Consider the following 12461-nt stretch of genomic DNA (forward strand, 5'->3'; position numbering starts at 1 on the left):
CGTGATCCGTTGACCGGATCCGCGGGAGGGGCGCTTTCCGAAGGGTCATTCAGGGCGATTCGCCGCAGGGCGGTTTACATCGCGGCGCGCCGTCGCAAGCTTTGAGGCGGAGCGACCGAGCATCCGCACGCCGCGCGGCCTCGGCAAATTCACCTTCCGCCGAAAGGAAAAGCGCCATGAAACATGCGAAGCCAGGCGATACGCTGCACCTTCACTACAAGGGCTCGCTGGACGACGGCACCGTTTTCGACAGCTCCGAGGGGCGCGATCCGCTCTCGTTCGAGCTCGGTTCGGGTCAGATCATTCCGGGGCTGGAAGCGGGGCTGGCCGGCATGGAGGTCGGCGAGAAGCGCACCGTGCGCGTCGAGGCGGCAGACGCCTATGGCGAGCACGATCCGGGCCGGGTGCAGGCGGTGGACCGCGCCGGCGTGCCGGATCATATCCCGACCGAGCCGGGCACGCAGCTTCAGGTGCAGATGCAGGACGGCCAGGCGGTGAACGTCGTGGTCGCCGACGTCACCGAAAAGGAGCTGGTCCTCGATGCCAATCACCCGCTGGCCGGCAAGGTGCTGACCTTCGACGTGGAACTGGTCGAGATCGCCTGAGGGCGGGCTCCCAAGTCCGAGCCCTGCGTGGGCGGCGGCCGCCGTCGCCCACGCATCACGAGAGAGAGGCCGCGCCCGCAAGCCGCTCGGCTTCCGTCCGCCCGGTTATTCGACGCGACGCGACGCGCGCGCCTGCGCGTGAGCGAACTTCGGCGAGGCGCGCATCCCGCTCGGATCGACGTCGCGAGGAACGCCGGCGATCCGGTTGTCAGAGGCCTCGTGCCGCCCTCCCCTCAGGCAGCGGCCCCCTCAGGCAGCGGCCTGTCGGGTCGCGCAGATCAGGCGCGCCGCAGCTTCCGACGCAGCGGCGCCAGTCCGCCGGACGCCCCCGCCAGCAGCGGCGCGGTCGCGGGAAGCGGCGCCGCCGGAGCCAGGTCCACGTCGCCGGCCCGGACGGCGAACACTTGGCGGCCCGCGACGCCGCTGTTGAGACCGCCCGACATCAGGCCGAGAGACCGCCGTCGAGGAATGCGCCGCTCGTCGCCGACCCCGGGCGTTCGAAGACCGTCCTCGCCTCGCTGGTCTCGTTCGGGAACCCGACCCGGGCCGGGCGCGCAGCCCCCTGATCCCAGCGGATCCAGTCGTGGTTGAACTCGAAGTCGAAAGCGCCGGCGCCCGTGTCCGACCGGTCGATCAGGACCGGCTGAAAGACAATGGCGTCGTCCGTCAGATCGAAGCCCTGGACGTCGATCCAGTTGACGGCGATGGCGATGGCCGGGATCGAAGCGATGCGGACGGACGAGAGGTTCACAGGTTCCTCCTGCGCAAATGACAAAACGAGAAAGAACTCGACGATAAAGAAATCATGATGCTGCGCATCTGCCGGGGCCGCGCCCCGCGCCCCGCCCGCAGCTCCCATTGATCGCTTGACGATCAACTCGAAGGCGTATTCCATTGACCTGCGTTCGCCCTCGGGGCTCTCGCTCCGATCCTCGCCCAAGGGTGCCCGCGTCGTCAGAGCGGGACGGTCGTCCCGCGTGTCAGAGGCCGCCAATGGCCCGGATGCGCCCGTCATTTCACGGGTGCGCGACAACCCGAGGAAACGCCATGTCCACCCAAAAAACCGACCACGACGCCATCGTCGTGGGCGCCGGCTTCGCTGGCCTTTACATGCTCCACCGGCTCCGCGCGCAGGGGCTGAACGCGAAGATCCTGGAGGCGGCCGACGGCGTCGGCGGCACCTGGTACTGGAACCGCTATCCCGGCGCGCGCTGCGACATCCTCACCGTCGACTACTCCTACAGCTTCGACAAGGACCTGCAGGCGGAGTGGCAATGGAGCCAGCGCTATGCGAAGCAGAGCGAGATCCTCGCCTATCTCAACCACGTCGCCGACCGCTTCGACCTGCGCCGCGACATCCGCTTCGACACCCGCGTCGCCAAGGCCGCCTGGGACGACGCCGCCGCGCTGTGGCGGGTCGTCACCGAGGGCGGCGAGACCCTGACCTGCCGCCACTACATCATGGCGACCGGCTGCCTCTCGGTCCCCAAGGCGAACGAGTTCGACGGGATCGAGGCGTTCGAGGGCGAGGTCTATTCGACCGGCCGCTGGCCGCATCACGAGGTCGATTTCACCGGCAAGCGGGTCGCGGTGATCGGCACCGGCTCGTCGGGCATCCAGGCGATCCCGGTGATCGCGAAGCAGGCGAAAACCCTGACCGTGTTCCAGCGCACCGCCAATTTCTCGATCCCCGCCCGCCACGGCCCGGTGTCGGAGGCGCGTCGGGCGAAATTCGACGCCGACCCCGACGCCTACCGGCAGGAGGCGCGCTACACCAAGCTGGGGGTGCCGGGGGACGTCTCGCTCGATCAGACCATGACCGTGTCGGAGGCGGAACGCCGGCGCCGCTACGAGGATCTGTGGCAGGCCGGGGAGCTCCAGCCGATGTTCGCCAAGTTCGGCGACACGCTGGTGAACAAGGAAGCCAACGACACGATGTGCGCCTTCATCCATGAGAAGATCCGCGCCATCGTGAAGGACCCGGAGACGGCGGAGGCGCTCTGCCCCAGGGACCATCCCATCGCCTCCAAGCGCCCCTGCCTCGACGACGGCTATTACGAGACCTTCAACCAGCCCCATGTGACCCTGGTCGACCTGCGCAAGGACCCGATCCGCAAGGTGGCCGCGACCGGGATCGAGACCGAGAGCGGGCTGAAGGATTTCGACGTCATCGTGCTGGCGACCGGCTTCGACGCCATGACCGGCGCGGTGGTGCGGGTCGACATCACCGGCCGGGACGGCCTGACGCTCAAGGACAAGTGGGCGGAGGGGCCGGAGACCTATATCGGCCTGATGTCGGCCGGCTTCCCCAATCTTTATCTCATCACCGGGCCGGAAAGCCCTTCGGTCCTGTCCAACATGGCGGTGTCGATCGAACAGCATGTGGAGATGATCGACGCCCTGATCGCCGACATGAAGGCGCGGCGGCGCGAGGTGGTGGAGCCCGCGGCGAAGGCCGAGAAGATCTGGGGGGTCTACAACGCCGATGCCGGGAACCTGACGCTGCACGTCACCGCCAATTCCTGGTACATGGGCGCCAATGTGCCGGGCAAGCCGCGGAAATTCCTGCCCTTCATCGGCGGCGTCGACGCCTATCGGCGGGTCTGCGACGACATCATGGCCGGGGACTGGATCGGCTTCGACTTCCGCGGCGCCGAGGGCGAACGCCAAGACGACCGCATCGTGCGCCCATTCCGCCCCGACGTGACCGCGGTGGTGGAGGCGATGGCCGAAGCCGCGCTGCCCGCGCTCCACACCCTCCCCCCCGCCGAGCTTCGCACGCTGATGACCGGCATCGGCGAACAGTCGCCCAAAGGCCCCGCGATCGGCGACGTGGTCGACGGCACGTTCCCCGGCGCGGACGGGGCGGCGCTGCGTTATCGCCTCTACCGGCCGGAGACGAAGGGGCCGCATGCCATCGCGCTCTATTTCCATGGCGGCGGCTGGGTGATCGGGTCCGAGGTCTCGGACGATCCGATGTGCCGGGATCTCTGCAAGCGGTCGAACTGCGTGATCGTGTCCTGCGACTACCGCCATGCGCCCGAGGCGCGGTTCCCGGCCGCGGCCGAGGATGCGGTCGCGGCGTTGAGCTGGGTCGCGGCGAACGCCGCCGCGCTCGGCGGGATCCCGGGCCGTCTAGCGGTGGCGGGGTGGAGCGCGGGCGGCAATCTCGCCGCGGTGGCGGCCCAGCATGCGCGCGACCATGGCGGGCCGGCGCTGTCGGGTCAGCTGCTGATCACGCCGGTGACCGACAGCGACTTCACCCGCCCGTCCTATCGCGACAACGCCGCCGGTCCGGTCCTGACGCGGGAGCTGATGGACTATTTCTGGGACCACTACGCCGACGAGGCCGACCGCCGGGATCCGCGGGTGGCGCCGCTGCGGGCCAAGTCGCTGGCCGATCTGCCGCCTACGATGGTGGTGGTCAGCGCCTTCGATCCCCTGCGCGACGACGGCATCGCCTATGCCGAGGCGATGAAGGCCGCCGGCGTGCCGGTGACGCTGATGGTGGGCCGGGGCCACATGCACACCTCCTACGCGGCGGTGGACGTGGTGCTGTCGGGCGCCGAAATACGCGCCCGCATGGCCGAGGCGCTGGGCGGCTTCTTCGAAGCGCGTCTCCAGGCCGCCGAGTAAGCGCGCCGAGCAAGCCTGGCGGGCAAGCGTATCGGGGGAGGGGCGGAGCGGTCTTCCGCCCCCCCCTGTCTCCCGCAGGACCCGCCCGCGGGGCCTGCGGGCGCCTGCCGGCCCGCATCCGTTGCCATACGGCCCGCCCGCCCCACCATTGATCTCCGGGGAGCCCGGACGACGCCGTCGTCCTCCGCCGGAGGAGCGCGCGCATGGATTGGTCCGAGATGTTCTTCCAGGGCTGGGATGGGATCGTCGCGACGCTGGTCGCAGGCCCGCTCGCCTATCTGTTTCTGGTGGTGGCGCTGCGGGTGTCGGGCAAACGCACGCTCGCCAAGCTCAACGCCTTCGACCTGGTGATCACCGTCGCCTTCGGCTCGACGCTGGCCGCGATCCTGCTCAATGAAGGCGTGGCGCTGGCCAAGGGGATCACGGCGCTGAGCCTGCTGATCGCGCTGCAATACCTGGTGACGGCCCTCTCGGTCCGCTGGCCCGGCTTCGCCGACGCCGTGCGGTCCGAGCCGACGCTGCTGCTGCGCGACGGCGCGGCGCTGGAGGGCGCGATGCGCAAGGCCCGCGTCACCGGGGCCGAGCTCGACATGGTGCTGCGTAGCCAGGGCCAGGACGACCGCGCGGGGGTGTCGGCGGTGATCCTGGAGACGGACGGTTCGTTCTCGGTCATCGACGGGGCCGGCAAGGCGAGCCGGTCGCCGGCGGAACCGGGGAACTGAGGGGCCGGGCGGCGTCGCCCGGCCCCCGGCGCCTCGGGCCGTCAGCGGATCGTCGTGGTCCGGGTGATCTCGTAGAGGAACCAGCCGCGGGTCTCGGCCTCGTCGATCCAGTTCTCGATGAGGCTGGCGCTCGCCACATCGGAATGTTCGTCGCAGAGGTCATGGACCTGGCGCATCTCGGCGATCAGGGCGCGGGTGTCGCCGTGCAGCTCCGCCAGCATGTCGCACGGGTCGACATAGGCGGCGTCGTTGTCGAGCAGGCTCTGGCGACGGGAGATGTCGGCGACCGAGCGGATCGTGGTCTCGCCCAGCTTGCGCACCCGCTCGGCGATCGGGTCGGTCATCGCCAGCAGCTGCCCGGCCTGGTCGTCGAGCATCAGGTGGTGGTCGCGAAACTGCGGCCCGCTCATGTGCCAGTGGAAATTCTTGGTCTTGAGGTAGAGCGCGAAGACGTCGGCCAGCAGCCGGTTAAGCGCCGCCGCCAGATCCCGCGTCGCCTCGGCGCCGAGGTCGGATTGCGTGCCGAGCTGACGCCGCGCGGCGGTGCGGGTGGTGAGGTGTTCAGTCATGTCTTCATTCCTTGCGGGATCGGAGGCGTCGGGGTCGCTCTGCGCCCCGCATCGCGGACCGGAGGTTGGGGGCGGCTACACGAAGCGCGGGATCGGGCCGTCCTGCGGCGTCCGGTCGGGCAGGGCGACGAGGACCTCGTCCACGAAGCACCATCCCCACCCCTCGGGCGGGTCGTAGCCCTCGATGATCGGATGGGCGGTCGCCTCGAAATGCGCCCGGGCGTGGCGGTGGGGGCTGTCGTCGCAGCAGCCGACATGGCCGCAGTCCCGGCAGAGCCGCAGATGCACCCAAGCGCTGCCGAGCTTCAGGCATTCCTCGCAGCCCCGCGCGCTGGGATGGACGTGGCGGATCGTGGATCGGTGCGAACAGGCCATGGCTGGGCCTCCCTGGTCGGATCGGCGAGCATCGCGTGGATTCGGGAGACGACCGCGGCGCCTTCGCCGACCGCGGCGGCCACCCGTTTGGTCGACCCCGCGCGGACGTCCCCGATGGCGAAGACGCCCGGCAGGCTGGTTTCGAGCGGCAGCGCGCCTTCGCCGGTGACGACGAAGCCCTTGGCTTCGGTGGTCACGCAGCCCTGCGCCCAGTCCGCGTTGGGATCGGCCCCGATGAAGAGGAAGACATGGCGCAGCGCGCGGCGGGTGATCGCGCCGCCCGCCCGGTCGCGGAAGGTCGCGGCGACGAGGCCCGCGGCGGGGTCGCCCTCCAGCCCCGCGAGCTCCGCGCCCACATGCAGCGCGACATTGGGCAGGGCGGCGATCCGGTCGATCAGGTAGCGCGACATGGTCTCGGCCAGCGGTCGGCGCACCACCAGATGCAGCCGGCGGACCTGCGGGGCGAGGAACACCACCGCCTGCCCGGCGGAGTTGCCGCCCCCGATCAGCGCCACATCCTCGCCCGCGCAGAGCCGCGCCTCGAGCGCCGAGACCCAGTAGGACACCCCCGCGCCCTCGAACGCCGCGAGGCCCGGCACGTCGGGGCGCCGATAGCGCGCGCCCGAGGCGATGACCACCGACCGCGCCCGCGCCTGACGCCCCCCGGCGCAGTCCAGCACCAAATCGGACCCCTCGGCCGACAACCGCTCCGCCGCCACCGGGATCGCGATCTCGGCCCCGAATTTCAGCGCCTGGTTGAAGGCGCGGGCCGACAAGGCATGGCCGGAGATGCCGGTGGGAAAGCCCAGATAGTTCTCGATCCGCGCAGACATGCCGGCCTGCCCGCCCGATGAGCGCGCATCGAGCACCAGCACCGACAGCCCTTCGGAGGCCGCGTAGACCGCCGTCGCCAAACCCGCGGGCCCGGCCCCGACGATGGCCACGTCGTAGCGCCGCGCGGGGTCGAGCTCGGGCACGATGCCGAGGCTGGCGGCCAGCGCCTCGTCGCTCGGGCGGCGCAGGATCGCGCCGGAGGGGCAGACCACGAGCGGCAGCTCGTCGGGGCGCACGCCGATCCGCTCGACCAGGGCGCGGCCCTCTTCGTCGGCGCCCGCGTCGAGCAGCAGGTTGGGCAGGCCGCTGCGGGTGAGGAAGGTCTGCAGGCGCACCACGTCCGGGCCGCCCGGCGCGCCGATCACGATGGCCCCGGCCCCGCCCTGGCTGATCAGATCGACGCGGCGCAGGATCAGGGCGCGCATCACGATCTCGCCGATATCGGCCGACCCGATCATCAGCGCGCGCAGATGGGCCGCGTCGAAGGGGAGCGCCACGCAGCCCTCCGGCCCGGCCCGACCGGCGGCGATGGAGGGGCGGCCGACCAGCTGGTTCACCTCGCCCGAGATCTGGCCGACCCCGTGGCGGGTCACCGCCGCCTCGCGGCTCAGCCCGTCGCGCCGGAATATGTCGAGGCTTCCCGCCAGCACCAGCCAGGCGGGCGCGCCGGCGATCCCTACGGCGTAGACGGTCTCGCCTGGGCCGAAGCGGGTTTCCGGGCCGCTCGCGAAGCGCCGCGCGGCCTCGATCTGGGGCGCGGAGAGAATGGGGTAGGTCTGATGGTCCCGGCTGTCGGGCGTGGACATGGCGTCCTCCTTCGGGCTTGGGGCGCACGCGCCGCCACGGCGCCTGACGGAGATCACCTTCGCCCGGAAGCGCTTGCGGCTGAACCATACGGAGGTGTGGGTCGCGGGCGCCGGTCCCGAAACCTTCGTATGGCTTTACGCGCGGGCGATCCGGGGGCGTGATCGACCCGTCAGGATCAACTGGGCGAAGATCGCGATGCGCGCCGCGATCATCCCGGAGGATCTCGCGCCGGACGCCGCGGACGCCCGGCCGCGCCCTGACGGCGGCTTGCGCCCGCCGCGCCGCCGCTTCGAGATCGTTCGCCCACGATGTCCGTCGGCGGCGGTGCGGGCGGCGGCCATTCGCAGCAACCGGCAGGCGCGCCGGCGGGTCACGACGGCGCATGGCGCCATCGCCGTGCCGCTGGCCTCCGGCATTTTCGTGCGCGACGGGCTCCGCCCGCTGGGCGGCGCGGTCTCGATGCTCCGCACGCTGGTGGTGGTGATCGCGACCGGAGCGGTCCGCCGCCCGCGCGACGCCGCAGGGCGACGCCGAGCCTCGGCCCGGCGCGCCGCGGGGGCCGGCGTCGTCGCCGCCGCCAACCGACAGGCGGCGGCGGTTGTCAGCCAACCGCGGCGCGATGGTCCATGCGCTGCGGCCTTGCCCGCTCGACCTGATCTGGAGGGCGGTGAGCTTAGCAGAGGCGGGGCGCGGCTTCGGGGCCTGGGCGATGGGGATCGAAGAGATCGTCCGTCTGCGGCGCGATCTTCGGCGGAGCGCGGCCCGTCCCTCGCCGCCGAGGCGCTCCGCGCCCCCAACCCGGCGGCGGGGGCGCTTGACCCTCGGCCGCGGCCTCGATAACCAAGCACGCAGGGGCCGCATCCAGCCCGTCGCCAGTCGACGGTCCCGCGTGACCGCACGCGCCGATGCCCCCCATCCCCCCGAGGTTCCATGTCCCTCCCGATGACCGCCGGCGCCCTGGCCGGGCTCGCCGATCCGCTGGACGTCCTGCGTCGCATCGAGGCGCAGGCCGAGGCCGATGAGCTCGCGCCCCGCCGCGACGCCCCCGACCGTCTGCGCCTGTCGGGCGAGGGCTGGGCGGTGGACCTGCGCGTCGCGCCGGAGGGCCTGTCGTTTCGCCTCGACGCCGGCGACGCGGTGGTGATGCGCTCGCTCAAGGAGATGGCGGCCTATTACCTCGGCCATGTCTCGCGCGAGAGCGCGGAGGCGCTGCGCTGGTCGGACGGGGCGGCGATCGGCGCGCCCCCCGCCGACCTGCGCGCCTGGCGCTATGTGCGGCGCGAGCGGCTGCTGCCGGGGCTCGACCGGCTGGTCTTCGCGGTGGAGGACGCTTCCCGCTACGCCGGACGCGCGATGCATGTGCGCCTGCTGGCGCCGCCCTGCGACGGGCGCGCGGCGCAATGGCCCGCGCTGAAGGCCAATGGCGGGCTCGCCTGGCCGACCGGGGCGCAGACGCTGGAAACCCGGGTCTACACCGTCCGCCGGGCCCGGCCCGAGGTCGGCGAGGTCGATGTGGACGTGGCCGATCATGGCCCCGACCTGCTGGCCGGTTGGGCGGCGCGGGCGAAGCCGGGCTGGATTCTGGGCGCGCTGGGTCCGTCGGGCGCGCCGCCCGCCTGCGACGGGCCGCTGCTGGCGGGGGCGGATCTCTGCGCGATGCCGGCGCTCGCCCGCATCCTCGCCGCCGATCCGGCGCGCGAGGGGGTGGCGGTGGTCGCCGCCCCGCCCGAGGCCGCGGCCTACCTCTCCCCTCCGCCGGGCGTCGCCCTGCGCCTGCTGCCGCCCGAGACCGGGGCCGAGGCGCTGGCCGAGGCCTGCATCGCCGCCGCCGAGGACCTGATCCCCGACCGCGCCGCCGCCCGCTGGTGGTTCGCCGCCGAGGCGAAGGGTGCGCGCCGGATGCGGGCCTGGCTCGACGCCGCCGGCGCCCCCCGGGCCCGGCGCGACTGCGCGGCCTACTGGCGCGCCTGACCCTTTCGCCAGGACCGCCCTCCTGACCGGGGGCGGCGCCCAGCCTCCGTACGCGCCGTTTCGCGCGTCAATACCGTATGAAAACAGTCGGTCATCCGGGTCGCAGCCGGGGGCCGCGCCAGACCGAGGGACCTTGCACATGACCCGCGCCAGACGCCGCCCGACTGGGCGCATGGCGGCTTTCGCCGCCTCCGCCTCCGCCCTCGCGATCGCCTCGGCGCTCATCCCCGCGACCGCCCGCGCCCAGGACGACGCGCCGGTGGAGCTGAGCCCGATCCTTGTGGAATCCGCCTCCAACGCCACCCTCGTCCAGGATGGCTATGTGGCGCTGGAGGGGCGGCAGGCGACCCGGGTCGACACCCCGATCCGCCTGATCCCGCAGGCGGTCTCGGTGGTCACCCAGGCCCAGATGGAGGACCAGCAGCCGCGCACCCTGCTGGAATCGCTCAGCTACACCGCCGGCGCCGCCGTGGGCGCCTTCGGCTTCGACAGCCGCTACGACGCCTATTACCTCCGCGGCTTCCCCGCCTATTACACCGGCATGTTCCGCGACGGCCTGCGGCTCTACAACGGCCCCTCCGCCTGGTTCCGCAACGATCCCTACACGATGGAGGGGGTGGCGGTGCTCAAGGGCCCGTCCTCGTCGCTTTACGGCGTGTCGGGGCCGGGCGGGCTGGTCAACATGGTCACCAAGCGGCCCAAGGACGAGCCGTTCCATGAGGTCGAGGTGCAGGCCGGGACCGACTCCCGCTGGCAGGGCGCGGTCGATCTGTCCGGTCCGGTCCCGGGAACGGAGACGCTGACCTACCGCCTGACCGCGCTGGCGCGCACCGGCGACGCCGAGCCCAAGGCCTATCCGGACGACAAGCTGACCATCGCCCCGGCGCTGACCTGGGCGATCACGCCTCACACCTCGCTGACCTTGCTGGGCGAATACACCGAGGCCACCACCGGCGGCACCGCGGCCTACTACAACCCCAGCTACGGCGTCGTCTCGCGCATCTTCGCCGCCGATCCGGCCTGGAACGACTTCGACCAGACCCAGTGGCGCCTCGGCTATGAGCTGGAGCATGAGCTGAGTTCCGGCGTCACCCTGCACCAGTCCGCGCGCTACGCCGATGTCGACGCCGACCTGCAGTATTCCGGCCTCTACGACGCCGGCGCGCCGGATCTGACCCGATACTGGGGTCACTACACCGAAAAGATGTCCCAGTTCACCATCGACAACCATGTCGAGATCCGGGGCGATACCGGGCCGCTGACCCATATCGTGCTGGCGGGCGTCGATTACACCTGGGCGGAATACGACGCGAATTCGCTGGTGGACTACACCTCGCTCGCCTCGATCAAAGCCTCCGCCGTGCCCTATTCCGGCGGGCAGGACCAGAACCAGATCGGCCTCTATCTGCATGACCAGGTGATCTGGCGCGACGTGACGCTGTTTCTGTCGGGGCGCTACGACCATGTCGACACCACCTCCTACGACGCGGCCGGCGTGGGCACGGACGGCACGGACGAGGCGTTCTCGGGCCGCATCGGCGCGTCCTGGGACGTGGGGCTCGGCTTCGCGCCCTATGCGTCGCTCGCCACCTCGTTCTCGCCCAATATCGGGCTGGTCTACGACGACGCCTCCGACCCGGGCCGTCCCGCGGAGCCGACGACCGCGATCCAGAAGGAGATCGGGCTGAAATACGCGATTCCGGGGACCAGGAGCCTGCTGTCGGCGGCGGTCTTCGACATCGAGCAGACCGACGGCGTGGTCTTCGACGCGTCCTCCACCGTCAACCGCCAGGTGCAGCGCGATCTCCGCTCGCAGGGGTTCGAGCTGGAGGCGGCGACCAGTTTCGACAATGGCGTGAGCCTGATCGCCTCCTGGACCCATCTGCGCATGGCGATCGAGAAGGGCGCCGCGGGGACCGAGGGCAACGAGCTCTCGGCGACGCCCAACGACATCGCCTCGGTCTGGGCGCATTACGCGCCGCCGCGGGGGGTGCTGAAAGGCTTCGGCTTCGGGGTCGGGCTGCGCTATGTGGGCGACTCGTGGGGGGACGACGCCAACACGATCCGCAACGCCGACCGGGCCTATGTGGACGTGGCGCTGAGTTATGATCTGGGCGAGCTCGGCCTTCCCGGCGCGCAGGCGCAGGTCAACGTGCGCAACCTCTTCGACCAGAGCGCCCAGACCTGCGCCTCGGGCTTTTGCTACTATGACGAGGGCCTGACCGCCAACGTCGCCCTGCGCTACCGGTTCTGATGACCCGGGCCGCGGACCCGGCGGTTTCTGGGGAGGCGGGCCGTGCGCCCGCCTCCCCCTCCCCTTCCCCCTGGGGCGTGACCGCCGCCATCGGCGGGCTTTATGTGGCGCAAAGCGTGATCGGCGGGCTGACCTGGTCAGGGCTTCCCGCCGTGCTGCGCGCCCAGGGCCAGCCGCTGGAGAACGTGGGTCTGCTCTCGCTGCTGGTGCTGCCCTGGGCCGCGAAATTCCTGTGGTCGCCGGCGATCGAGCGGTTCCGTCTGCCCGAGCGGCGACCCGCCCGCTCCGGCGCGGTGGTGCTGATCGGCGGCGCGGCGGCGGTGATGGCGCTGGCGGCGGCAGGGCTGGTCGGGCCGACGCCGCTGGCGGCGACGCTGGTCTGCCTCTTCCTCGTCGCCTGCGCCACGTCGACGGTCGACATCGCGGTCGACGGCTATGCGGTGCAGAACCTGCGCGAAAGCCAGCTTGGCTGGGGCAACGCCGCCCAGGTGGGGGGCGGCTATCTGGGCTATGCGCTGGGGGCGGGGGCGTTCCTCGCCGCGGTGGGGTGGTTCGGCTGGGGGCCTGCGGTATGGCTCGCGGCCGGAATTGTGGCGCTGCTGGCGCTCCCGTTCCTGTGGCGGGCGCGGCGCGGAGAGCCCGCGGCGCCGCGCGGCCCCCGCCCGTCGCTGCGCGCGGCGCTGGCCCG

The 12461-nt window shown here is 71.7% G+C and carries 10 protein-coding genes; 6 read left to right on the forward strand and 4 right to left on the reverse strand.

Going from position 1 to position 12461, the window contains the following annotated elements:
- Nucleotides 1–176 precede the first annotated feature (176 nt).
- Nucleotides 177–605, forward strand: a complete 429-nt coding sequence (locus ACTB72_RS06975; protein WP_463036260.1) for an FKBP-type peptidyl-prolyl cis-trans isomerase — start codon at nucleotides 177–179, stop codon at nucleotides 603–605.
- A gap of 442 nt (nucleotides 606–1047) precedes the next feature.
- On the opposite strand, the gene ACTB72_RS06980 is transcribed toward ACTB72_RS06975, so the two are convergent.
- On the reverse strand, nucleotides 1048–1500 hold the full coding sequence (locus tag ACTB72_RS06980) for a hypothetical protein (protein ID WP_463036261.1): 453 nt from the start codon (nucleotides 1498–1500) through the stop codon (nucleotides 1048–1050).
- Between the two features lie 152 nt (nucleotides 1501–1652).
- Here ACTB72_RS06980 and ACTB72_RS06985 point away from each other — a divergent pair, with 152 nt between their 5' ends.
- Together ACTB72_RS06985 and ACTB72_RS06990 are read left to right on the forward strand one after the other, a co-directional pair.
- Nucleotides 1653–4241 (forward strand): flavin-containing monooxygenase, encoded by a 2589-nt coding sequence (locus tag ACTB72_RS06985; protein WP_463036262.1) that lies wholly within the window; start codon nucleotides 1653–1655, stop codon nucleotides 4239–4241.
- Between the two features lie 203 nt (nucleotides 4242–4444).
- Nucleotides 4445–4963, forward strand: a complete 519-nt coding sequence (locus ACTB72_RS06990) for a DUF421 domain-containing protein (RefSeq protein ID WP_463036263.1) — start codon at nucleotides 4445–4447, stop codon at nucleotides 4961–4963.
- A gap of 41 nt (nucleotides 4964–5004) precedes the next feature.
- On the opposite strand, the gene ACTB72_RS06995 is transcribed toward ACTB72_RS06990, so the two are convergent.
- The 3 genes from ACTB72_RS06995 to ACTB72_RS07005 all read right to left on the reverse strand — a co-directional run bounded on the left by ACTB72_RS06995 (nucleotide 5005) and on the right by ACTB72_RS07005 (nucleotide 7547).
- Nucleotides 5005–5532 (reverse strand): Dps family protein, encoded by a 528-nt coding sequence (locus tag ACTB72_RS06995; protein ID WP_463036264.1) that lies wholly within the window; start codon nucleotides 5530–5532, stop codon nucleotides 5005–5007.
- Between the two features lie 75 nt (nucleotides 5533–5607).
- The gene (locus ACTB72_RS07000) at nucleotides 5608–5907 is read right to left on the reverse strand and encodes a UBP-type zinc finger domain-containing protein (RefSeq protein ID WP_463036265.1); all 300 of its coding nucleotides are present in this window, start codon (nucleotides 5905–5907) and stop codon (nucleotides 5608–5610) included.
- A complete protein-coding gene (locus ACTB72_RS07005; RefSeq protein ID WP_463036266.1) occupies nucleotides 5838–7547 on the reverse strand; it encodes an FAD-dependent oxidoreductase in 1710 nt (569 codons plus the stop codon). Before ACTB72_RS07005 ends, ACTB72_RS07000 begins: the two co-directional genes overlap by 70 nt.
- 931 nt (nucleotides 7548–8478) lie before the next feature.
- On the opposite strand from ACTB72_RS07005, the gene ACTB72_RS07010 reads away from it, so the two are divergent.
- The 3 genes from ACTB72_RS07010 to ACTB72_RS07020 all read left to right on the forward strand — a co-directional run.
- Nucleotides 8479–9519 (forward strand): siderophore-interacting protein, encoded by a 1041-nt coding sequence (locus ACTB72_RS07010; protein ID WP_463036267.1) that lies wholly within the window; start codon nucleotides 8479–8481, stop codon nucleotides 9517–9519.
- 139 nt (nucleotides 9520–9658) lie between these two features.
- Complete coding sequence (locus tag ACTB72_RS07015) at nucleotides 9659–11773, forward strand: TonB-dependent siderophore receptor (protein WP_463036268.1); 2115 nt, start codon at nucleotides 9659–9661, stop codon at nucleotides 11771–11773.
- A 77-nt stretch (nucleotides 11774–11850) separates the two neighbouring features.
- On the forward strand, nucleotides 11851–12461 hold a 611-nt coding region (locus ACTB72_RS07020), incomplete at its 3' end, for an MFS transporter (protein ID WP_463036269.1).

Source organism: Albimonas sp. (genome assembly GCF_055129145.1).